20 protein-coding genes and 1 tRNA gene are annotated in these 23,079 nt (G+C 69.8%); 13 read left to right on the top strand and 8 right to left on the bottom strand.

The genetic code is table 11. The features are described 5' to 3' along the window. Nucleotides 1-131 precede the first annotated feature (131 nt). A complete protein-coding gene (locus AB0C75_RS02950; protein ID WP_362886443.1) occupies nt 132-815 on the bottom strand; it encodes a bifunctional DNA primase/polymerase in 684 nt (227 codons plus the stop codon). 694 nt (nt 816-1,509) lie between these two features. Between AB0C75_RS02950 and AB0C75_RS02945 the strand changes: the two genes are divergently transcribed. Further along, nucleotides 1,510-2,838 (top strand): PP2C family protein-serine/threonine phosphatase, encoded by a 1,329-nt coding sequence (locus AB0C75_RS02945; RefSeq protein WP_362886441.1) that lies wholly within the window; start codon nt 1,510-1,512, stop codon nt 2,836-2,838. A 141-nt stretch (nt 2,839-2,979) separates the two neighbouring features. After that, nucleotides 2,980-4,443: an aminopeptidase P family protein gene (locus AB0C75_RS02940; protein WP_362886439.1), complete on the top strand. Its 1,464-nt coding sequence runs from the start codon at nt 2,980-2,982 to the stop codon at nt 4,441-4,443. Between the two features lie 41 nt (nt 4,444-4,484). On the opposite strand, the gene AB0C75_RS02935 is transcribed toward AB0C75_RS02940, so the two are convergent. Further along, complete coding sequence (locus AB0C75_RS02935; RefSeq protein ID WP_362886437.1) at nt 4,485-5,042, bottom strand: ATP-binding protein; 558 nt, start codon at nt 5,040-5,042, stop codon at nt 4,485-4,487. A gap of 261 nt (nt 5,043-5,303) precedes the next feature. Between AB0C75_RS02935 and AB0C75_RS02930 the strand changes: the two genes are divergently transcribed. The 9 genes from AB0C75_RS02930 to AB0C75_RS02890 all read left to right on the top strand — a co-directional run bounded on the left by AB0C75_RS02930 (nt 5,304) and on the right by AB0C75_RS02890 (nt 15,084). Continuing rightward, a complete protein-coding gene (locus tag AB0C75_RS02930) occupies nt 5,304-6,131 on the top strand; it encodes a hypothetical protein (RefSeq protein ID WP_362886435.1) in 828 nt (275 codons plus the stop codon). Between the two features lie 104 nt (nt 6,132-6,235). After that, nucleotides 6,236-6,967, top strand: a complete 732-nt coding sequence (locus tag AB0C75_RS02925; RefSeq protein WP_362886434.1) for a YcnI family protein — start codon at nt 6,236-6,238, stop codon at nt 6,965-6,967. A gap of 51 nt (nt 6,968-7,018) precedes the next feature. After that, nucleotides 7,019-7,675, top strand: a complete 657-nt coding sequence (locus AB0C75_RS02920) for an SCO family protein (protein WP_362886432.1) — start codon at nt 7,019-7,021, stop codon at nt 7,673-7,675. After that, nucleotides 7,672-8,118, top strand: a complete 447-nt coding sequence (locus tag AB0C75_RS02915; RefSeq protein ID WP_362886430.1) for a copper chaperone PCu(A)C — start codon at nt 7,672-7,674, stop codon at nt 8,116-8,118. Before AB0C75_RS02920 ends, AB0C75_RS02915 begins: the two co-directional genes overlap by 4 nt. A 14-nt stretch (nt 8,119-8,132) precedes the next feature. Then, nucleotides 8,133-10,076, top strand: a complete 1,944-nt coding sequence (locus AB0C75_RS02910; protein ID WP_362886428.1) for a copper resistance protein CopC — start codon at nt 8,133-8,135, stop codon at nt 10,074-10,076. Nucleotides 10,077-10,081: 5 nt separating this feature from the next. Beyond that, nucleotides 10,082-11,353 (top strand): iron uptake transporter deferrochelatase/peroxidase subunit, encoded by a 1,272-nt coding sequence (gene efeB / locus AB0C75_RS02905; protein ID WP_362886426.1) that lies wholly within the window; start codon nt 10,082-10,084, stop codon nt 11,351-11,353. 68 nt (nt 11,354-11,421) lie between these two features. Continuing rightward, nucleotides 11,422-12,357: a prephenate dehydratase gene (gene pheA / locus AB0C75_RS02900; RefSeq protein WP_362886424.1), complete on the top strand. Its 936-nt coding sequence runs from the start codon at nt 11,422-11,424 to the stop codon at nt 12,355-12,357. Between the two features lie 625 nt (nt 12,358-12,982). Continuing rightward, nucleotides 12,983-14,260, top strand: a complete 1,278-nt coding sequence (gene serS / locus AB0C75_RS02895) for a serine--tRNA ligase (RefSeq protein ID WP_362886422.1) — start codon at nt 12,983-12,985, stop codon at nt 14,258-14,260. 8 nt (nt 14,261-14,268) lie between these two features. Next, nucleotides 14,269-15,084, top strand: coding sequence for an HAD family hydrolase (locus AB0C75_RS02890; protein ID WP_362886927.1), 816 nt, complete (start codon nt 14,269-14,271; stop codon nt 15,082-15,084). Nucleotides 15,085-15,190: 106 nt separating this feature from the next. Here AB0C75_RS02890 and AB0C75_RS02885 read toward each other — a convergent pair. The 6 genes from AB0C75_RS02885 to AB0C75_RS02860 all read right to left on the bottom strand — a co-directional run bounded on the left by AB0C75_RS02885 (nt 15,191) and on the right by AB0C75_RS02860 (nt 20,081). Then, nucleotides 15,191-15,276: transfer RNA gene (locus AB0C75_RS02885), tRNA-Ser, on the bottom strand. A 261-nt stretch (nt 15,277-15,537) separates the two neighbouring features. Then, nucleotides 15,538-16,230 (bottom strand): hypothetical protein, encoded by a 693-nt coding sequence (locus tag AB0C75_RS02880; protein ID WP_362886420.1) that lies wholly within the window; start codon nt 16,228-16,230, stop codon nt 15,538-15,540. 281 nt (nt 16,231-16,511) lie between these two features. Beyond that, nucleotides 16,512-17,231, bottom strand: a complete 720-nt coding sequence (locus AB0C75_RS02875) for an ABC transporter permease subunit (RefSeq protein WP_362886418.1) — start codon at nt 17,229-17,231, stop codon at nt 16,512-16,514. A gap of 30 nt (nt 17,232-17,261) precedes the next feature. Next, entirely contained in the window at nt 17,262-18,173 is a 912-nt protein-coding gene (locus tag AB0C75_RS02870; RefSeq protein WP_362886416.1) for an ABC transporter ATP-binding protein, read from the bottom strand. Then, nucleotides 18,170-19,078 (bottom strand): ABC transporter permease, encoded by a 909-nt coding sequence (locus AB0C75_RS02865; RefSeq protein WP_362886414.1) that lies wholly within the window; start codon nt 19,076-19,078, stop codon nt 18,170-18,172. The genes AB0C75_RS02870 and AB0C75_RS02865 overlap by 4 nt, the downstream gene beginning before the upstream one ends. After that, on the bottom strand, nt 19,068-20,081 hold the full coding sequence (locus AB0C75_RS02860) for an ABC transporter ATP-binding protein (protein ID WP_362886925.1): 1,014 nt from the start codon (nt 20,079-20,081) through the stop codon (nt 19,068-19,070). Before AB0C75_RS02860 ends, AB0C75_RS02865 begins: the two co-directional genes overlap by 11 nt. Before the next feature lie 247 nt (nt 20,082-20,328). On the opposite strand from AB0C75_RS02860, the gene AB0C75_RS02855 reads away from it, so the two are divergent. Both AB0C75_RS02855 and AB0C75_RS02850 read left to right on the top strand, forming a co-directional pair. After that, nucleotides 20,329-22,119, top strand: a complete 1,791-nt coding sequence (locus AB0C75_RS02855; protein ID WP_362886412.1) for an SDR family oxidoreductase — start codon at nt 20,329-20,331, stop codon at nt 22,117-22,119. A gap of 347 nt (nt 22,120-22,466) precedes the next feature. Next, nucleotides 22,467-23,024 (top strand): RNA 2'-phosphotransferase, encoded by a 558-nt coding sequence (locus tag AB0C75_RS02850; RefSeq protein WP_362886410.1) that lies wholly within the window; start codon nt 22,467-22,469, stop codon nt 23,022-23,024. Nucleotides 23,025-23,079: the final 55 nt, after the last annotated feature.

Here is a 23,079-nt window from a genome sequence, read left to right as displayed (position 1 = left end):
TCACACCGGCGTCACCGCGCGGCGTTTCCACAATCCGCGAAAGAGACGCCGGAATGGCCGCGAGCACCCGTTTTCATGAGCATGCAATTACATATGCACCGTGCACGCCGCGTCGGCACACCGCCGACCGCTCAGTACGCGAGCCGGCTGCCGCCGTCCGGAGCGCTGTTGCTCGCCTCGACGAGCGCGTCCAGGACCGACTCCACATCCGGGAGCCACGGCGCGGCGTTCCCGGCCTCAGGCGCGCGCTCCCAGCGCACCTGCCCCGTGCCCACCTCGGACGGGGGCAGGAGGAGATAGCCGCCCTCCCCGTGGAACCGCAGGGAGCTGGGGACCCAGTCCTTGGCATGCAGCAGTTCGCCGAGCCGCTCCAAGGTGTACGGGGCGACCAGCAGCGACCATCTGGTGGGGGTCGCCACGACAGGGCCGAGCCGCAGCCCCATGCCGTCGAGCGCGGTCAGCGCCCGGGCGCCGGCGACGGCCGGCAGGCTCAGCGCGCAGGGCGCCTGGCCACCCGTGGCCAGGACCACGGGCGCGGTGGGCCGGTTGGTCCACCACCAGCGCACCATGCGCGCGTCGGTGGTCGCCGCGAGGAGACCGGGGTCGAAGGGGTGTGCGCCTGGTACGGCGCACTCGGGGTCGGGGCAGGCGCAGCCGCGACCGCGTTCGCCGCGTACGGCTCCCGCCGCCAGCCCTGCTCCGGGGAGCACGGGCCAGTTCCGGACAGTGGCACAGGTCAGCGCCGCGTCGAGCTGGGCGGAACTTCCCTTGCGCCGGGGCCGGTGCCTGCGTCGCCTTCCGAGGATCTCGCGCATGAGCGCTCGTTCCTTTCCGTTGAACGCCGAGGTCCACATCGCACCACGTGCTCGTTACACCACGTGTGCGTCTCTTGGCTTGCGTGCTTGCTCATCGGGTCTGCGGCACGGACGGTCGAGTCGGTGCCGCGCGTGAGCCGAGCCGAGCAGAGTGGAACCGAACAGAATGGAGCTGAGCCGAGTCGAACCGAGTTGAGCCGAGCCGAGTCCAGTCAAAACATCGCGCGGTCGGCGTGCGCATCGCGCGTGCCGTCCCTTGTGCAACCCCGCCACTCGGGGGGTGGGCGGGCGGCCGTCACCTATGAGGACGCCCGGGCTCGCTGTCGGGTTCCAGGGCGTCACAACTGCCCCTGGCCATCCACGATTACGTACCCCGCACGACCGGGATGACGCTCCCTCCGGCATTTCACCCCGAGGACGTCCCTGTCGAGCGCACCCAGTCGATCGCAAATAGCCGCCCGGGGGTGCATTTTTCAGCCAAGTTCGCCGCCTCGCGGACACCTTAAATACCGTAAGGACAATGCTGGACATCACCTCAGTTGTGCGTGTACATGTGGGTGCGTGTACATGTGGTTGCACCGATAGCGGCGCAGAACGACATGGGGGTTTGCGATGCTATTCGACAGAACGCACCCGTCGGAGAACCGACTGCCATGAGCGCCCCCACCTTCCGAAAGTGGCTGGAATCGATCCCATGGTTCCTGTTTCAACGCAGACTGCCGCACCCACGGAAGGCGTGCCCGCCCCTCCGGGAGCCTTCATCCAGGACCGGCTGGCCGGCTGGGTCTCCGACCTCACCACCCTGCACGAACTCACCGAACGACTTGCCGGGACCAGCACCCTGGACAGCGCCCTCCACGAACTCCTGGGTGCCGGGGCAGCCCTCGTGGGAGCGGGCCGGGGACTCCTCGTCCTCGAACCCGCCGACGGCGCCGGCCCGTCCCGCACGATCGGTCTCGGGCTCGCCCACTCGGACCTGGGACACATCGAGACGCTGCCGCGCAGCGCCACCGCGTACGGCCGCTTCCTCGACGGTCTCCCGGATACCGACGGCCCACTGGCCAGCCCCGACATCCTCGGTGACACCGGCCTCGACCCCCGCTGCCGCGAGGTCGCCGCCCGGCTCGGATACGCCGCCAGCTACGCGCTGCCCCTCGCCACCGAGACCGCCGGCCGGCTCGCCGCGGCCGTCTGGCTGTACGACGAACCGGCCGAACCGCTGGAACGCCAGTGCCACCTCGTCGGCGTGTACGCCCGCTACGCCGCCGAACACCTCGCCCGGCTGCTCGAACTCGAACGCGCCAGGGCGGACGCCGCGGTCGTCGCCGAGGAGCTGCTGCCCAGCAGACTGCCCCGGATTCCCGGAGTACGGCTGGCCGCACGGCGCCGGGCAGGGCCGGGGGGCAGTGGCGACTGGTACGACGCGCTGCCCCTCCCCGACAACACCCTCGGCCTGGCCGTCGGCTCGGTCGGCGGCTCCGGGCCGGCCGCCCTGGCCGCCACGGGCCGGCTCCGCGCCGGCCTGCGGGCCTATGCCGTGATGGAGGGCGAGGACCCTGTCGCCGTGCTCTCCGATCTCGAACTGCTGCTGCGGCTGACCGAACCGGCCACAGCCGCGACCGCTCTCTACGCGTACTGCGAGCCCGGCCTGCGCACGATCGTGCTCGCGGGCGCCGGGCACACCCCGCCCCTGGTCACCGGCGAACGGCGCACCGAATTCGTGGAGACCACCCTGTCCGCGCCGCTGGGCATGCTCTCCTGCTGGGAGGCGCCGAGCGTGCGGTTCACGGCCAGGCCGGGCGAAACGGTCCTGTTCTACACCGACGGGCTGCTGCGCCGCACCGGGGACTCCAGGGACCGGGCGTTCGCACGGCTGCACTCCGCGGCGGCGGGTGTACCGAAGACCCTGCGCCAGGACCCCGGAACCGTCGCGGACCACATCCTGCGGACCGTCCTGCCCGACGCCGCGGAGCGAAACGGCAGCGCCGAGGACGTCGCCCTGCTGGCCGCGCGCTTCGACTGAGCAGCGCGGAACAGCCACAGGGCGCGGCCCCCCGGACCCGTAACCACGCGGGTGGGACCGTAGGAGGTCGTCCGGCACCGGTCCCCCTTCCGTACGCCCGTACGATGGAGGGGGTTCAGTGTCGTACAAGGAGGACAAAACGTGTCTGAGGAGCTCGCCCCGGAGACCCCGGAAGAAGCAGAAGCAGAGCCGGTCAAGCAGCGGAAGAACGGCCTGTACCCGGGCATTTCCGATGAGCTCGCCGAGAACATGAAGTCCGGCTGGGCCGACACCGAGCTGCACGGCCTGGAGCCGATCGCCCAGGCCTCGCACACCGCCGCGCGCCGAGCCGCGCTCTCCGCGCGTTTCCCCGGAGAGCGGCTCGTCATCCCCGCGGGCAATCTCAAGACCCGCTCCAATGACACCGAGTACGCCTTCCGCGCGTCCACCGAATACGCCTATCTCACCGGCGACCTGACCCAGGACGGCGTCCTGGTCCTCGAGCCGGCCGAGGGCGGGCACAAGGCCACGGTCTACCTCCTGCCCCGCTCCGACCGTGAGAACGGCGAGTTCTGGCTCGACGGCCAGGGCGAGCTCTGGGTCGGCCGCCGCAGCTCCCTCACCGAGGCCGAGCAGCTGCTGGGCATACCCGCCAAGGACGTCCGTGAGCTCCCGGCCGCACTGGCCGAGGCCACAGGGCCGGTGCGTAACGTCCGCGGACACGACGCGAGCATCGAAGCCGCACTCACCGACAAGGTCACCGCGGAACGCGACGAAGAACTGCGCGTCTTCCTCTCGGAGGCCCGTCTGGTCAAGGACGCCTTCGAGATCGCCGAGCTGCAGAAGGCCTGCGACGCCACGGCGCGCGGCTTCGAGGACGTCGTCAAGGTCCTCGACAGGGCCGAGGCCACGAGCGAGCGCTACATCGAGGGCACCTTCTTCCTGCGCGCCCGCGTGGACGGCAACGACATCGGTTACGGCTCGATCTGCGCGGCCGGCCCCCACGCCACCACGCTGCACTGGGTCCGCAACGACGGCCCGGTCCGCTCCGGGGAGCTCCTGCTGCTCGACGCCGGCGTGGAGACCACCGAGCTCTACACCGCGGACGTGACCCGGACGCTGCCCGTCAACGGCACGTTCTCACCGCTGCAGCGGAAGATCTACGACGCCGTGTACGAGGCCCAGGAGGCGGGCATCGCGGCCGTGAAGCCCGGCGCCGCCTTCCGCGACTTCCACGACGCCGCTCAGCGGGTGCTCGCCGAGAAGCTGGTCGAGTGGGGCCTGCTCGGCGACCTGACCGTGGAGAAGGTCCTCGAACTGGGTCTCCAGCGCCGCTGGACGCTGCACGGCACGGGACACATGCTCGGCATGGACGTCCACGACTGCGCCGTGGCGCGCACGGAGTCGTACGTCAACGGCACCCTGGAGCCCGGGGTCTGCCTCACGGTCGAGCCCGGTCTGTACTTCCAGGCCGACGACCTGACCGTGCCCGAGGAGTACCGCGGGATCGGCGTCCGGATCGAGGACGACATCCTCGTCACCGAGCACGGCAACCGGAACCTGTCCGCCGCTCTGCCGCGCCGCTCGGCCGAGGTCGAGGAGTGGATGGCCGGGCTCAAGGGCTGACACGGCCCCGCAGGCGCCGGGAGGACTCCGGGGCCCGCTGCTCAGGACACCATGAGCAGCGGGCCCTCCCGCCATTTCAGGACCTTGTCGAAGCTCACCACCGCGCCGCGCCCCGGCCGGTTGCCGAAGTGGACATGATCGGCGAGCTCCTCGATCAGACAGAGCCCGCGCCCGCTCTCGGCCGTGCCCGGAGGGTGCACCACGGTACGCGGATGCGAGGGGTCGCCCGCCGGGCGAGTGGCGGACGGCTGCGCGGCGGTGCGAAGCGCGCGCCGGGAGGGGAAACCGGGCCCCGAGTCGGCGACTTCGATGCGGCACATCTCGCCGTCCAGATATGCGGTGACCCGGTACTCCCCGCAGGCGGGCCCGCCCGGCGCGTCGCCGACCGTGGCGAGGCCCGGTTCTCCGGCATCGCCCGCGTCCCGCAGGCCACCGCCGTGCTCGACGGCGTTCGCACAGGCTTCGCTGAGCGCGACCGAAAGGTCGTAGGAGACGTCCGGGTCCACCCCCGCGGTCTCCATCGTGCCGAGCAGAAAACGACGGGCGAGCGGAACGCTCGCAGCTTCGCGCCGCAGATGGAGTGACCACCACATGCTCATGCTCCAGCCTCCTGGCTGCGGCTCGACATATGGATACGTATTGCCGCGATCAGCACGTCGTAAGCACGGATCGGCTGTGACAGCGCTCATTCGGCGGATGCGGACATTCCGTCCACCGGTGTATGCGGGACCCGGATCCCGGCCCCCGGAGCCTCCATGAACAGGTGCAACACCCCCTGATCACTCCCTGATGGGGACGGATGCCGACCTTACGGACCTGCCGTACGGAGACGGGGGGTCCAGTGGGATGATGACCCGGCCATGTCTATGCCTGTCGCACGCGCCGGAGCCGGTATGCGGCTCTTGAGGACCGCGGTGTTCACCGCGGTCTGCGTCGTGCTCGCCGCCGCCGGACATGGCATCGCCGCAGGCGTGGGAGTGCCCGGCTGGAGTCTGCTCGCCGGCCTGGCCGGAGTCTTCGCCGTCACTGCGGCGCTCGCCGGACGTGAGCGGACCCTCCTTTCGATCACCGCGGCACTCGCGGCCGGACAGCTCGCCCTGCACATCCTCTTCGGGCTCGGGCGGCACACACCGGCCGCCGTGGCGGGGTCGGGGGACGACTCGCTGATCCACTTCGCCGCCGGTCTCGTGTGCGGTGACGGGCCGGCGCAGCTGAGCGCGGGGGACGCCCACCGCATCGTGACCACCGCGGGCCTGGACCCCGCCGCCGTGGCCCAGGGGCCCACCCACCTGGCATCCGCAGCGGCGTCGGACGCCGTATCCGCGGCGGATCCGACGCTCCTGGCCACGCTGACGGGATGCCTGCCCAGCCTGCCCATGTTCCTGGGGCATCTGCTCGCCGCACTCGCCACCGGCTGGCTGCTGCGTCGCGGCGAGATCGCGCTCTTCCGGCTGGCCAGGCTCTCGGCGCACGGTGGCCGACAGCTCGCGGCCGGGGCCAGGCTGCGCGCGTTGCGCGCGGCGATGGCACTCGTACGCGCACTGCGTGCGGGACTTCCGGGCCGGCCCACCACAGGGCCGCGTCCTCTCCGCAGCGCCGTCGACGCTCCCGCCCCGGCCGCCGGGGACCCCTTGCAGCACATGGTGATCAGGCGCGGGCCGCCGCCCGTATACGTACGCGCAGCCTGACGCGACCCCCTCCGCCGGGATTCCCGGGACGAGGCGGTCGTGATGCCGTCGCGCCTCCGCGCGCCGGACCACCGTTCCTCCTGTCCTGTGGAGTGATCCCTGTCATGAACGTTTCCCGTATCGCCCTGACCGGCGGCGTCGCCGCGTCCGCCGTCCTGCTGCTCGCCGGTACCGCGTCCGCGCACGTCAGCGTGCAGCCGCAGGGCGAGGCCGCCAAGGGCGGCTACGCCACGGTCAACTTCAAGGTCCCCAACGAGCGCGACAACGCCTCCACCGTCAAGGTCGAGGTCAGCCTGCCGACGGACCACCCGCTGGCGTCCGTCAGCCCGCAGCCGGTGGCCGGCTGGAAGATCAAGGTGACCAAGAGCAAGCTGGCCGAGCCGCTCGAGGTGCACGGCAAGAAGATCGACGAAGCGGTCTCCAAGGTCACCTGGACCGCGGACGACAACGGGATCGAGCCCGGGTTCTTCGAGCAGTTCCCGCTCTCGGTCGGGCAGCTCCCCGAGGACACCGACCAGCTCGTCTTCAAAGCCCTCCAGACGTACAGCAACAAGGAAGTCGTCCGCTGGATCGAGGAGCCCACCGAGGGCGGCGAAGAGCCCGAGACTCCGGCTCCCGTCCTCACACTGACCGCCCCGGCGGCCGACGCCGACGGCGCAGCCGCCGCGGATGACAAGGGCGGTGCGGCGGAGCAGACGAAGGAAACGACGACGGCATCGGACGACACGTCGTCGGACACCGACGGCACGGCCCGTGTCCTGGGCATCGTCGGCATCGTCGTCGGCGCCGCGGGGGTCGCCTTCGGCGTCCTCGCCGGCCGTCGCCGTAGCGCCTGATCCCGCCGGCCCATCAGCACCCGTACTTCACAGATCAGGAACAAGCTCTCCATGCACAGCAAGAAGACGGTGCTGGCCGCGGCGTTCGCCGCCGTGGCCGCACTGACCCTGTCGGCCTGCGGCAGCGACGGAGACTCGGCGGACAATGCCGTCGCCGACGTCTCCGCCGGGACCGAGTCCAAGCCCGCGACCGTGCTCGACCAGCCGTTCACCAAGCCCGACCTCGTCCTCACCGACACGCACGGCAAGAAGTACGACCTGCGTGAGAAGACCAAGGGCAAGCCGACCCTCATCTACTTCGGCTACACCAACTGTCCCGACGTGTGCCCGCTGACCATGAGCAACATCGCCCTCGCGAAGCGGGCACTGCCCAAGGCCGACCAGGAGAAGCTCCAGGTCGTCTTCGTCACGACGGACCCCGAGCGGGACACCCCGGCGTCGCTGGGCAGCTGGCTCAACGCCCAGGATCCAGACTTCACCGGTCTCACCGGCGACTTCCCGACCATCCAGGCGGGCGCACGGCAGATCGGCATCGGCATCGACCCGCCGAAGAAGGAGAAGGACGGCACGGTCGTCTCGATGCACGGCTCGCAGGTCATCGCGTTCTCCCCGAAGACGGACAAGGGGTACGTGCTCTACAGCGAGGACACCACGGCCGAGAACTACACCGAGGATCTCCCCGAGCTCGTCAAGGGGGAGACGCCGTGAACCGCCGTACGGCCGTCGCCGGCGCCCTGACCCTCACCACCGGGCTCGCGCTGTCGGCGTGTTCATCGGACAGCGTGCCGCGGCTCGAGGTGACCGGGGCGTTCATGCCACAGCCCGTCAGTGACATGGCGGCCGGTTTCCTCCTCGTGAAGAACAGCGGGGACGCCACCGACCGGCTCACCTCGGTGACGAGTTCCCTCTCGGACCATGTCTCGATCCACGAGACGAAGAACCGGACGATGCGGATGGTCACGTCGTTCGAGGTGCCCGCCGGTGGCGAGCTCGATCTCGAACGCGGCGGCAACCACATCATGTTCACGGAGCTGAAGCAGCAGCCGCAGCGGGGAGAAAAAGTCTCCGTGGAGCTGCACTTCGAGAAGGCCGACCCCATCAAGGTCGACATTCCCGTGAAGGAGACCACCTACAACCCGAAGAAGCAGTGAGGTACTGACGCCCCATGACAGCCACCGCCCCGCACTTCGGGCCCTCCCCGGCACGACGGCCGCTCACCTCGGTCGCGCTCCTCGCCACGCTCATCAGCCTGCTGTTCGGCCTGGTGCTGGCAGGCGCGAGCCCCGCGTCCGCGCACGCCGCCCTCACGGGGAGCGATCCGCAGGACGGGGCGGTGGTCGCCACCGCGCCCAAGGAGGTCGCCCTCACCTTCTCCGAGCAGATCGCCGTCAGCGACGACTCGATCCGGGTCCTCGACCCGAGCGGGAAGCGGGCGGACGAGGGTGCTCCCCGCGAACTGACGAGCGGTGGGGCCGTACGGTACGGCGTCCAGCTCCACAGCGGTCTGCCGGACGGCACGTACACCGTGGCCTGGCAGGCCGTGTCCGCGGACAGTCATCCGGTCTCGGGGGCCTTCACCTTCTCCGTCGGCGCTCCCTCGGAGACCAGCGTGGCGCTGCCCTCGAGCGAAGCCGGCGGCGGCCTCGTGGGTGCGCTCTACGGCATCGCGCGCTACGCCGCGTACGCCGGATTCATCCTCCTCGCGGGCGGATCGGCCTTCGTGCTCGCCTGCTGGCAGCGCGGGGCGGGGGCACGCCCGATGCAGCGCCTCGTCGTACGCGGCTGGATCACCCTCACCGCCGCGACCCTGGCCATGCTGCTCCTGCGCGGTCCGTACACCGGCTCCGGCAAGCTCGCGGACGCCTTCGATCTCGACGGCCTCCAGTCCGTCCTGGACACCAAACCGGGGGCCGCGCTGGTCTCCCGGCTGCTGCTCCTGGGCGCCTCCGCGCTCTTCATCGCCGTCCTCTTCGGTGCGTACGCCAAGCGCGAGGACGAGAAGGAGAAGCAGGACCTCACCTTCGGACTGGCGGCGGGCGGAGCGGTCATCGCCGCCGGGATCGCCGGTACATGGGCCCTGGCCGAGCACGCCTCGACGGGGATCCAGCCCGGCATCGCCATGCCGGTCGACGTGCTCCACCTGCTCGCCGTCGCCACCTGGTTCGGCGGGCTCACCGCGCTGCTGGTCGCCCTGTACCGGACACCGGACATCACGAGCGCTGCGGTACGCCGCTTCTCGCGCATGGCGTTCGGCAGCGTGCTCGTCCTCGCCGCGACCGGGCTCTACCAGTCCTGGCGTCAGGTCGGCTCGTGGTCCGCGCTGACCGGGACCCGCTACGGGCAGCTGCTGCTCGTCAAGGTGGCGCTCGTCGCCCTGCTCGTCGGGATCGCGTGGATATCGCGGCGGTGGACGGGTCGGCTGACCGAGCGCGCCGCGTCCACGCCCGCCGATGCGGTGGAGTCGGTGGAGCCGGCCGCGCCGGTGGCAACCGTGGAGCCGGCCGCCGCGTCCGATGAGGAGGAGGCGGCTCCGGAGCGCGCCGCCCAGCTCCTCCGGCAGCGCGCCGCCCTGACGGCGACGAAGGAGAAGCGCGCCCGCGACGCCGATCCGGCACGCTCCGGGCTGCGGCGTTCCGTGATGGTCGAGACGGGCATCGCCGTGGTGCTGCTCATCGTCACGACGATCCTGACGTCCACCGAGCCCGGCCGCACCGAGGAGGAGTCCGGCCGCGGCAACACGGCTGCGGCGCCCGCGCCGGTGAACAGCGGGCAGGTGAATCTCAGCCTGCCCTTCGACACCGGCGGCCAGAACGGCAAGGGGACGGTACGCCTGGACATCGCGCCCGGCGGAACCGGTTCGAACAGCGTGCACCTCTGGGTGGACGGCCCCGACGAAGGCCCGCTGGACGTCCCCGAGGTGAAGCTCGCCTTCACCCTGGAGTCCAAGGACATCGGCCCGCTGCCGGTCGTCCCCGACCGCCTCACCGAAGGGCACTGGACGGCCAGCGGGGTGCAGATCCCGATGGCGGGTGACTGGAAGGTCGCCGTGACGGTACGCACGTCGGACATCGACCAGACAACCATCACCAAGAACGTGAAGATCGGCTGAGCAGGGTGAGCAAGAAGAAGGACGACCACGCCCCCGTGAGCATCGTGTCCCGCCGGCGGCTGATCGGCAGCGCGGGAGCGGCCGGGGCGGCAGGCCTCGTCCTGGGCGCGGCGGGCGGCGCGGGGGGCTATGCAGCGACGCGCGAGGACGCGCCGACGCCGCTGACCACGGTCGGCTCGACCGAGGCGATGTTTCACGGGAAACATCAAGCGGGGATCACCACTCCGCTTCAGGCCCGTGGGCACCTGATCGCCTTCGACCTGAAGGCCGGCACAGGGCGCAAGGAGGCAGCCGCCCTGATGCGCCGCTGGTCGGCCGTGGCGAAGCGGCTGATGGCCGGGGAGCCGGCGGACGGCGGACGGGAGCACGACACCGGGGTGGCCCTGGACGCCGGCCCGTCCTCCCTGACCGTCACCTTCGGATTCGGGCGGACCTTCTTCACCCGCACCGGCCTGACCGACCGGCGGCCGGACGCCCTGGACCCGCTGCCGCCCTTCTCCTCCGACCATCTCGACGCCGGGCGCTCCGAGGGCGATCTCTGGGTGCAGATCGGCGCCGACGACTCGCTCGTCGCCTTCCACGCGCTGCGCGCCCTGCAGAAGGAGGCCGGCTCGGCGGCCCGGGTGCGCTGGCAGATGGACGGCTTCAATCGCGCCCAGGGCGCCACGGCTCGTCCGATGACCACGCGCAATCTGATGGGCCAGGTCGACGGCACCAACAATCCGAGGCCCGCCGAGAGCGACTTCGAGGAGCGGATCTTCGTTCCGTCCGGCGGTTCGTCGGCCGACGCCTGGATGGCAGGCGGCTCGTACGCCGTCGTCCGACGGATCAGGATGCTCCTGGACGACTGGGAGGAGCTCACGGTCAAGCGGCAGGAACAGGTCATCGGCCGTCGCAAGGCGGACGGTGCCCCGCTCAGCGGCGGCTCGGAGGACACCGCGATGGACCTGGACAGAACAGGCGCCGACGGCAAGCTGCTGATCCCCGACAACGCCCATGCCCGGATCTCCGCGCCCGAGAAGAACGGGGGCGCCGCGATGCTGCGCCGCCCGTTCTCGTATCACGACGGCCTCTCCGACGACGGCACCCCGGACGCCGGTCTGCTCTTCATCTGCTGGCAGGCCGATCCGTTCAAGGGCTTCATTCCGGTCCAGCGCAAGCTCGACCGCGGGGACGCGCTCGCACCGTTCATCCGGCACGAGGCGAGCGGGCTGTTCGCCGTACCAGGAGGTGCCGCGTCCGGGGAGTACGTGGGGCAGCGGCTGCTGGAGGCGTGAGGCGTACGCCTTCCCGCCGCCCGGCGCACGGCGCACGGACCCGTCCGTCGGCCCATTAGGGTGACCGTATGTCAGCCACGCGCTACGCCTACCTCGGCCCCGAAGGCACCTTCACCGAGGTGGCCCTCCGTACGCTCCCCGAAGCCGCCACCCGCGAACTCGTCCCCATGGTCTCGGTGCCGGCCGCGCTGGACGCGGTGCGTTGCGGGGAGGCCGCGGCAGCGCTCGTCCCCATCGAGAACTCCGTGGAGGGCGGGATCAGCGCGACCCTCGACGAGCTGACCACGGGCGCTCCGCTGATGATCTACCGGGAAGTGCTGCTCTCCATCACGTTCGCCCTGCTGGTGCGCCCCGGGACGAAGCTCTCGGACATCAAGACCGTCACCGCCCACCCGGCCGCTCAGCCTCAGGTGCGCAACTGGATGTCGGCTCATCTGCCGAACGCGCTGTGGGAGTCGGCGGCTTCGAACGCCGACGGAGCCCGGCTGGTCCAGGAGGGGCGCTACGACGCCGCCTTCGCCGGCGAGTTCGCCGCGGAGACCTACGGTCTCGAACCGTTGGTGACGGAGATCCATGACGCGGAGAACGCCCAGACGCGCTTCGTGCTGGTGGGACGCCCGGCCAGACCCTCCGCGCCCACCGGAGCCGACAAGACCTCCGTGGTCATCTGGCTCCGTGCCGACCGACCGGGTGCTCTCCTCGAACTGCTCCAGGAGTTCACGGTCCGCGGGGTCAACCTGATGCTGATCCAGTCCCGGCCCACAGGGGAGGGCATCGGGAACTACTGCTTCGCCGTGGACGCCGAGGGGCACATCGCGGACCGGCGCGTCGGTGAGGCGCTGATGGGGCTGAAGCGGGTCTGCCCGGAGGTGCGGTTCCTGGGGTCCTATCCGCGTGCGGGAGTGACGCCCGAAGAGGTGAGCGCTTTGCGCGTCGGGACGTCGGACAGGGACTTCACCGAGGCATCCGACTGGCTGGCCCGCAGTCAGGACGGCCGGGCCTGACGCATACGGGGAAGGATCTGACGCCTACTGGGTAGGGCCGCCGCGGCTACCGGTGGCCCTACCCGCAGCTCCGGCCCTATCCACTGATCTTCACTCCGCACAAAGTTATCCACAGGGGCACCTCTCCGCCTGGGGACAAGTCGACACCACAGTGCGCCATCGTCGACAAATCACCCCAGGCCCCCTGGATCCCCCATGGGGTCAGGAGCCCTCCCGTGTCGCCTCAATTCCGTTGATCAACTCATTGAGGCGGGGAATACCCACCCGAATGAGTGCGCGGGTGGGGTTTGAGTCGCGAATCCCTGCCCCGTCATGCCGCTTTCGGAACGATCTCTTCCGGCATCCACAGATCTTCTTCACAGCCTGTGGATAACTAATTGGATCACCGGGAACCTGTGGACAACACTCCGCGCCAGCGCCCCAACTCCCCGCGCAGACACCGGTGATGCGTCAAGCAGCAGGGCCACTTGTTCCCTTTTCGAGGCAATGAGTCCCTTTTATTGACGCCCCGGCCGTGCGATGCCCCCGACTCTCCCCAGATTATTGATTCCGGCAATTCGGGCAAAGCGCCACGCTCGTCGATATCGGTTCGAGCGGTGGATCCCCGCACCGGTAGCCTTGAGGGGTGATTGACCTTCGCCTGCTCCGTGAGGACCCCGACCGTGTTCGCGCCTCCCAGCGCGCCCGTGGAGAGGACGTCGCGCTCGTCGACGCCCTGCTCTCCGCCGACGAGCTGCGCAGGTCGTCCGGCATCCGCTTCGACGAACTCCGCTCCGAGCAGAAGTCGCTCGGAAAGCTGATCCCCAAGGCCGGCCCCGAGGAGCGCACCGAGCTCCTCAAGAAGGCCGATCAGCTGAAGTCGGAGGTCAAGGCTGCCGACGTCGCACAGGACGAGGCCGACGCCGAGGCCAAGCGGCTGCTCCTGCTGCTCGGCAACATCGTCCACGAGGACGTGCCGATCGGCGGCGAGGAGGACTTCGTCGTCCTGGAGACGCACGGCACGATCCGTGACTTCGGCGCCGAGGGCTTCGCGCCCAAGGACCACCTGGAGCTCGGCGAGACGCTGGGCGCCATCGACATGGAGCGCGGCGCCAAGGTGTCCGGATCGCGCTTCTACTACCTGACCGGCGTCGGCGCGCTGCTCGAGCTCGCCCTGGTCAACGCGGCCGTCGCCCAGGCCACCGAGGCCGGCTTCGTCCCCATGATCACCCCCGCCCTGGTGCGCTCGCGCGCCATGGAGGGCACGGGCTTCCTCGGCCAGGCCGCGGAAAACGTGTACCACCTGGAGAAGGACGACTACTACCTGGTCGGTACGTCGGAGGTTCCCCTCGCGGCGTACCACATGGACGAGATCGTCGACGCCGACAAGCTGCCCCTGCGGTACGCCGGCTACTCGCCCTGCTTCCGCCGTGAGGCGGGCACGTACGGCAAGGACACCCGGGGCATCTTCCGGGTCCACCAGTTCGACAAGGTCGAGATGTTCTCGTACGTCGACCCGGCGGACGCCGAAGCCGAGCACCTCAGGCTCCTGGACTGGGAGAAGCAGTGGCTCACCGGCCTGGAGCTGCCGTTCCAGGTGATCGATGTCGCCACCGGTGACCTGGGTGCGTCGGCCTCGCGGAAGTTCGACTGCGAGGCATGGATCCCGACCCAGGGGAAGTACCGCGAGCTGACCTCCGCGTCGAACTGCGACAGCTTCCAGGCACGCCGGCTCTCCGTCCGGATGCGCGACGGGAAGAAGGTCCAGCCGCTGGCCACGCTGAACGGCACGCTCTGCGCCGTACCGCGCACGATCGTGGCGATCCTGGAGAACCACCAGCTGCCCGACGGCTCGGTGCGTGTGCCGGAGGTGCTGCGTCCGTATCTGGGTGGACGCGAGCTTCTGGAACCGGTCTCCAAGTGACCGTCCCCGTGACCTTCCCCTACAAGCTCGTCGCGACCGACCTCGACGGCACGCTGCTGCGTGACGACCACACCGTTTCCGGTCCCACCCGGGAGGCGCTGGCCGCGGCGACCGCGGCCGGCGCGGCGCACATCGTCGTCACGGGGCGGGCGGTTCCGTGGACCCGGCACATCCTGGACGACCTGGGCTACGAGGGCCTCGCGGTGTGCGGCCAGGGCGCGCAGGTCTACCACGCGGGCGAGCACAGGCTGCTGACCTCCCTGACCCTGGACCGGCAGCTCGCCGGGCTCGCGCTGGCCAAGATCGAGGCGGAGGTCGGTCCGCTCGCGCTGGCCGCGAGCCGTGACGGGCTCGACGGCGAGGTACTGGTCGGGCCCGGTTACCAGGTGCAGGAGGGCCCGCTGCCCGCCGTCTTCCTGGCCGACCCGGCGGAGATGTGGACCGCTCCGCTGAACAAGATCTACATCCAGCACCCGGAGCTCGACGACGACGCCCTGGCCCAGGCCGCGCGGCAGGCCGTCGGCAGCCTGGTGAACATCGTGATGGCGGGCCCGGGCATCGTGGAGATCCTGCCCCTGGGGCTGAGCAAGGCGACCGGCCTCTCGTTGGCCGCACGTCGGCTGGGCCTCAAGGCGGCGGACACGATCGCGTTCGGTGACATGCCGAACGACATCCCGATGTTCGGCTGGGCGCAGCACGGCGTGGCGATGGCCAACGCCCACGACGACCTGAAGGCCGTCGCGCACGAGATCACCGCGTCGAACGAGCACGACGGCATCGCGGTGGTGCTGGAGGAGCTGCTCCGGACCGCCACGCGCGCGTAGGCAGGTCGACTGCTCTCAAGGCTCGGGCCTGCGGGCCCGGGCCTTGAGTCTTCGGGCCCTGCTCTTCCGGCTTATGGTCTTCGGGCCTCTGGTCTTTCGGCTCCGGCGGAGGATGCGCGGATCGAACGCGCGCGGGGTCGCACCCCGACGACGGCTTAGCAAGCCGCTGCCTTACCACTCGGCCAATCCTCCGGGAGGGTGGCCTCGCGCGACGCGCGGTGACGGCCACCCGGGGGCCCAGCTGGCGGGCGACTGCGCGGGCAGCTGATGAAGCTACCGCGGTGCCGGCTGCGAACCACCCTGTCGGGAACACGACGGACTCGGACTTCTGGTCATCGCCGCGCTCCTCTCCCGGTCTTCAGAGGCGCCGTTCTCCTGCGCCGTCCCCCTCACTCTGCCCGAGGCCGCCGTCCGGGGACCACCCATTTGTTCGAGTGGTCCCCGGCGGGACCGTCAGCCGCTCGTGCGACGGCCCAGATCCCTCAGCCCGTGGGCGAGATCGTCCATGCGGGCGTCGAGCCGGATGACGTCCTGCGAGACGTCGGTGAGCCGGAGGCTCATGGCGCCGATGACCTGGTGCGTGACATCGAGCTTCCGGTCGAGCGAGTCGAGCCGCTTAGACATCCGGCCCAGCACGGGACCGAGCTCCTGGAGCGCGCTCCCCACGCCGGCCAGGCAGCCCTCGATGCGGGTGACCCGCCGATCGAGCGAGACGTAGGTGGTCCTGAGGTCCTCCTCCGCGTCGAGCAGATAGGTCCGAACGCTGCGTGCGATGTCGCTGTCGCGAAGAAGCATCGCCACGTTGAGCACGGTTCTGCGGGTGTAGAGCCGCAGCTGAGTGGCTGCCTGTGGATAACTTTCGACCCCGTCCCCCTTCCATAGCGACAGGATGTCGCTATGGAAGGACTCCAGCTCAGAGCCACGCAGCACTCTCATGCCATTGCTGGCCAGCTCCTGCAGATGCCGGTCCGCGAGCCTTCTGACCGAGGTTGTGGATACTTCGAAGTAACGAGCCACATCCTCTGTGCGAAGGTGAATTCCGTCAGGGAGCATGACAAGGCTCTTGACCTTGTCGAGGACTTCGACGCGCCCCATCTGCTCGACCCGGAGGGCCGGGGATTCGAGCAGGGCGACTTCCGTGGGCATGGGTGTGCCTTTCGTGCGCGGGCATGGCAAGGACGGCCCTTCCCCGGGCTGCGGGGTGGAGGACGCTCACGGTTGCCACTTACTCGATGACCGGTCGGGTGGGCGCTGCCTCACCTCTGCCGGCATTCCCCGAATTCACGAAAGCTCGACGTCACAGATTCCAGTTGCCTCCACGCACCCTGCACAACGAGCCGATCACCGCACAGTCACGCGATCAGCTCATCGCACACATGGAACAACCCCCGCCCACCGGGCAGGGGTTGCACGCGTGTCGGCCGGTCTCACTCCTCGCCGGCGAGCTTCAGCGCCCTCAGCTTCTGGCCTGCGTACCACGTGGCCACGATGGTGACGCCGACCAGCAGGACGGTGGCGAGCGGCAGGCCGACCTCCGAGCTGACCAGGCCGTCCCCGGCGACCTTCTCGGCGACCGAGAGGGACCACTGCTGCACGCTGAGCGTCCTGGCCCCCGGCACCAGGCTGCCGAAGAGCGCCTCCCACACCAGCGCGTACACCAGGCCGAGCACCACGGCGTGCCGACTGACCGTGCCGAGCAGCAGGAACAGCGCGCTGTACGCGATCGACGCGACCAGCGCCGCGATCGTGTAGGCCACGGCGATCTGTCCGCCGTTGCCGTTCAGGATCAGACCCGCGATCAGCGTGGGCAGCGCCGAGAACAGCATCGTGACGGCGACGGCGACCACGAGTTTGGTGACGATGATCGTGGGCCGCTTCACCGGCTTGGCGAGCAGGTAGACGATCGAGCCGTCGTCGATCTCCGGACCGATGGCGCCGGTGCCGGCGATGACACCGATGAGCGGGACCATCGTGGCGATGGCGAAACCGCCCAGCACACCGGAGGCGACGTCGTCATCGACTCCGGCGAACGCCCGTACCGCCACGGCGATGGCCACCAGCAGCACCGGCAGGACGAACAGGATGGCGGCCCGGCGCCGACCGAGCAGGGCCCGGTAGGTGAGCCGGGCGACTGTGGGGTCGTACATGACGCTTCACAGCTCCTTATCGGCCACTACTCAGGCCGCTACGAGATAGGAAAAGACCGATTCGAGGGACTCGTCGGACGGGGAGACGGTGAGCAGCCGGATGCCGTGCTCGCGCGCGACCTTCGGCAGCAGCGTCGTGAACCGTCCGAAGTCGACCGCCTGGATGCGCAGAGCCTTCTCCGTGACGTCGACCTCGATCCCGGCCGTGGAGGGGTCGGCGATGAGCGCGGCGGCGAGGCCGCGGTCGTCGCTGGACCGGACGAGGTAGCGGTGCGGCCGGTCCGTCATCAGCCGGCGGATCTTGCGGAAGTCGCCCGAAGCGGCGTGGCGGCCCGCCACGATCACCTCGATGTGCGAGGCGAGCTGCTCGACCTCTTCGAGGATGTGGGAGGAGAAGAGCACCGTACGGCCCTCCGCGCCCATCCGGCGCAGCAGCTCCATGAGCTGCATCCGCTGGCGCGGGTCCATGCCGTTGAAGGGCTCGTCGAGGAGCAGCACAGAAGGGTCGTGGACCAGCGCGGAGGCCATCTTCACGCGCTGGCGCATACCCTTGCTGTACGTCGAGATCTTGCGGTCCTGCGCGTACTCCATCTCGACCGTGGACAGCGCCTTGTGCGCGGCCGCGTCGCCGAGTCCGTGCAGCTCGGCATTGGCGACCACGAACTCGCGGCCCGTCAGGAAGTCGTACATGCCCTCACGCTCGGGCACGATCCCGATCGCCTTGTAGACCGCCTCGTTGCGCCAGATCGGGGCGCCGTCGAGCATCACCTTGCCGGTCGAGGGCGCGAGGAACCCGGCCATCATGTTGATCAGCGTGGACTTCCCGGCACCGTTGGGCCCGAGCAGCCCGGTGACCCCTGGACCCACGTTCATGCTCACGTCGTTGACGGCGACCACGTTGCCGAACCAGCGGGAGGTGTGGTCGATCTCGATGGTGGTCACAGCCCGACCCTCCGGTAGCGGCGCATCAGTACGGCGTACGAGCCGGCGACGAGCGCGAGAACAACGAGCAGATAGACGACACCGGCGGCGGCTCCGGGTCCCTCACCACCGGGGAAGGAGGAGGAGGCACCGAGGAACGCGGTCTGCACGCCGTCGATCAGCGTGATGGGCGAGAAGAGCCCCAGCCAGGTGATGGCGGCGGTCGAGTCCGTCTGCCAGGCGATCGCCTGGACCGTGGAGACCGCACCATAGGTGATGGTCAGGACGGCGATGACCGCGGCGACCCCGAAGCCCCTGCGGGGCGTCAGCGCGGCGACGACGAGGCTGAGCCCGGCGAACAGCACGGAGAGCAGTGCCACCGAGACCATCCCCTGTCCGAAGCCAGTGGTCTGGTCGACGAAGTCGAACTTCGCGAGCAGCGCTCCCGCGTAGAGGATGACGAGGGGCAGCCCTGTGAGGATCAGCAGGGCCGATGCCATGGCCGCGAATTTGGCCAGGACATAGTCGACACGTTCGATCGGCCGCGAGAAGTACAGCGGCACGCTCTTGAACCGGAGGTCCCGTGACACGGACTGCGGAGCCTGGGAGGCGATGAAGAGACCGATCACGGCCTGCAGGAAGATCGCGAAGTCCGTGTACTCGATGGGGAGCTTCGTCATTCCGGGTGCGTAGATGCCGACCGCCACGAGGATCAGCGCCACCAGGCACATCACCCCGCACAGGAGCATCGGCAGCATTTTGGACTTGGCGGACCTGCCCAGCCCGAACGAACCCCGCAGGGACTGCGAGTACAGCGAGCGGCGGGCATAGGCCCTGCCCAGGCGGACACCGTCGTAGGAGCGGTATCCGATGTTGTGGATCCGGGAGGTGGCGCTCCCGGCCGCGGTCCCGGTCTCAGTGCTCATCGCGACCGCTCCCCTTCTGCTGTCCGGCACCGACGGTCACGGCGACGGCCGCCCGCGGTGCCTCTTCGGTGCGGAAGACCTCGGCGATGTGGTGGCGCCGCTGTTCCATCCGGATGAGACCGAGGCCGAGGCCGGCGACGGTGTCGCGGACCACGTCGTACGCCTCCTCCCCCGTGGCCTCCACCAGGAGGATGTGGCCGGCGCCCGGCAGCCCTTCGGCGTCGAGGCCGTCGAGCCCGACGAGCTTGACCCCGGCACCGGCCAGGGCCTGGCGCAGGGCGTGCGTACCGTCCGGGTGAGTGTCGCTGTCGGTGACCTCGACCGCCAGGGTCGTGGTCGTCTGGGTGAAGTCACTGGTGGAGCTGGAGCGCAGCAGCGCGCCGCCGTCGATGACGACGACGTGGTCGCAGGTCCTCTCCAGCTCTCCGAGCAGATGCGAGGTGACCAGCACCGAGATGCCGAAATCGGTGTGGACACGGCGGATCAGGCCGAGCATCTCGTCCCGGCCGACGGGGTCGAGGCCGTTGGTCGGCTCGTCGAGCAGGACCAGCTTCGGGTCGTGGACCAGTGCCTGGGCCAGCTTCACCCGCTGCTTCATACCGGTCGAGTAGCCGCCGATGGGCCGGTAGCGCTCCTCGTACAGCCCCACATGGCGCAGGGTGTCCGCGGTGCGCTCGCGTGCCGCGGTGGGGGGCAGTCCGGACATCCGTGCCATGTGGACGACGAACTCGGTGGCCGAGACGTCCGGTGGCAGGCAGTCGTGCTCGGGCATGTACCCGACGCGCTCCCGGATGGCGGCGCCCTCGGTGGCGACGTCGAGCCCGAGCACCGCGGCCCGGCCTTCGGTGGCGGGGGACAGACCCAGCAGGATCTTGATCAGTGTGGACTTGCCGGCCCCGTTGGAACCCACCAGGCCCGTTACACCGGGTCGGATGTCCAAGGAGAGCCGGTCAAGAGCGGTCACCCTCGGGAACCGCTTGCTCAGGCTTTCGGTTGCGATCACAGTCACGTCATCGACGGTAGTGGCGCGCACCACAGCTTTCGTCAGACCAGGCGGTTGTATCCACGTCAGACTCCAGGTGTACGGACCCGTAGGGGGAGACCCCACAAGGGAGGACACCGCGGGGCGTGCCTGGGGTTGTCCACAGGTTCGGGGCATCCCTTGACGTGGGTGTCCGTCGGTTGCCACATTCAGCGGTGTCACGTTACGGACACGTACCGCGACGCCGGCACTGGGACGAGGAGGCGGCGTGGAGCTGCGAGGCGCGCGTGAGCGCTGGGTGCGTACGGGCGGGATCGAGCTGTGTGTCGCCGAACTGGGCGATGCGGCACGGCCGACGATCGTCCTGGTACACGGCTATCCGGACAGCAAGGAGGTCTGGTCCGAGGTCGCGGGACGGCTGGCGGAGCAGTGGCATGTGGTGCTCTACGACGTGCGGGGCCACGGCAGGTCGACCGCCCCCAAGCCGCTGCGCGGTGGCTTCACGCTGGAGAAGCTGACCGACGACTTCCTGGCCGTCGTGGACGCGGTGAGCCCTGACCGTCCCGTCCATCTGGTCGGCCACGACTGGGGATCGGTCCAGTCCTGGGAATTCGCGACGGTGGAGCGCACCAAGGGCCGCATCGCCTCGTTCACGTCGATGTCCGGCCCTTCCCTCGACCACTTCGGGCACTGGATCGGGCAGCGTGTGGCCCACCCGAGCCCGCGCCGTGCAAGGCAGTTGCTCGGCCAGGGAGCCAAGTCCTGGTACGTGTACGCGCTGCATACGCCGGTGCTGCCCGAGATGGCCTGGCGCGGGCCGCTCGGCAGGCAGTGGCCGCGGATCCTTCAGCGCATGGAGAAGGTGCCGGCGGACGGGTATCCGACGGCGTCGCTCCCCCGGGACGCGGCGCACGGGGCCTGGCTCTACCGTGACAACATCCGGTACCGCCTGCGCCGTCCGCGTCCGGACGCGTACGCACATGTGCCGGTGCAGCTGATCACGCCGACCGGTGACGCGTTCCTTTCGCCGTCGCTCTACGACGAACTCGACGCATGGGTGCCCAGGTTGGTCCGGCGTACCCTGCCGGCCAAGCACTGGGTGCCGCGCACCAGACCGGATCAGCTGGCAGCCTGGATCAGCGAGTTCGCCGACGACCGGGAGTCCGGCGGTACGGACGGCTCCGTCGGCCCCGTCGGCTTCGGCTCGCCGGCCCTGGCGGCCACCGGCGCCCATGCGGACCGGTTCGGCGGGCAGTTGGTCCTGGTGACGGGAGCGGCCGCGGGTATCGGTCGAGCCACAGCGCTGGCTTTCGCGGAGGCGGGAGCGCGGGTGGTCGCCGTGGACCGGGACGCCGAGGGCGTCGCCCGGACCGCGGAGGCCGCCCGGATGGCCGGGGCGTCCGGCGCGTGGGGCGAGGTGGTGGACGTCGGGGACGAGCAGGCGATGGAGAAGCTCGGGGAGAAGGTCTTCACCGAATTCGGCGTTGTGGACGTACTGGTGAACAACGCGGGCATCGGGCTGTCGGGGTCGTTCCTCGACACGACGAGCGAGGACTGGCGACGGGTTCTCGACGTCAATCTGTGGGGCGTCATCCATGGCTGCCGGATCTTCGGCAGGAAGATGACTGAGCGGGGACAGGGTGGACATATCGTCAACATCGCCTCGGCTGCGGGTTATCAGCCGTCGCGCGCACTGCCCGCCTACAGCACATCCAAGGCGGCGGTACTGATGCTCAGCGAATGCCTGCGCGCGGAACTGGCCGAGAAGTCCATCGGCGTCAGCGCGATCTGCCCGGGACCGGTGAACACGGGAATCACCGGCACTGCGCACTTCGCAGGAGCCGATGACGCGCAGGAGGAGCGCCTCAGGAAGCGGACGGCCCAGCTGTACACCCTCCGCAACTACCCGGCGGAGAAGGTGGCCAGGGCGATCCTTGGGGCCGTGGTGCACAACCGTGCCGTGGTGCCGGTGACGCCCGAGGCCCGAGGCGTGCGACTGCTGTCACGGATCAGTCCTCGGTTGCGGCGTGGGATCGCCCGGCTGAAGCCGCCTCTGTGAACCGTGTGTTCCCTGTGCAGGTGGCCCATGCCGCCTGCGTATGACCCCGGTTGGTAACGACACAGTCAGGCCCGCCATAACCGGCCCGCCGGGGCGCCTGGTTGGCCATATCGCGCTGTGGAGCCGGCGGTTGGGGGCCACCAGCGGTTTAGCGGCCACAAAGGCCGTGCCACATGGGCGAGTTGAGCAAATCCCGCTTATGGGACAGGAGTTGTCCACAGAATCGCTAAAAGACCTGTGGATAACCCGAGTTGGCTGTGGATCAAACCTGTGCACGCCCATTGATGCCAGGAACGCCGGGTGAAATCGAGGTGCGCCCGGAGCGGTCTGCCGGGCACTCTGACGGGATGGACGAACGACGCACCGTCAAGGTGTCCAAATTCCTCTCGAAGCATCTGAGGCATGAACCCGACCGGCTCGGGATCGGTCTCGACCCCCACGGCTGGGTGGCCGTCGACGAGCTGCTGCGTGCCTGCGCCCGGCGCGGCTTCACCCTCACCAGGGCCGACCTCGACCACGTCGTCGCGGTCAACGACAAGCAGCGGTTCACCATGACCGGCGATCGCATCCGGGCGAACCAGGGCCACTCCGTCCCCGTCGACCTCGATCTGCCCCCGGCCGAACCTCCCGCGTACCTCTTCCACGGCACCGTGGCCCGGGTGCTCGACGCCATCCGCGCCGAGGGGCTCCGGCCCATGAACCGCCACCATGTCCACCTCTCGCCCGACACGGGGACGGCGGTCCGCGTCGGCGCCCGGCGCGGCGCCCCGGTCGTCCTCGTCGTGGACGCCGGAGCCATGCAAAGGGCAGGGCATCTCTTCCATGTCAGCGCCAACGGGGTCTGGCTCACCGCCTCCGTGCCGCCGGACTTTCTGCGTCTGCGAGAGCACACGCCGCCCTCCTGAAGACCCTGGCCCCGCGGGCCCGCCGCCTCAGCTCACGTACGGACGACCCCCGGAG

This window comes from Streptomyces sp. NPDC048565, from assembly GCF_040650935.1.
Taxonomy (GTDB): domain Bacteria; phylum Actinomycetota; class Actinomycetes; order Streptomycetales; family Streptomycetaceae; genus Streptomyces.
This window is presented reverse-complemented; position numbering and strand designations above follow the sequence as displayed.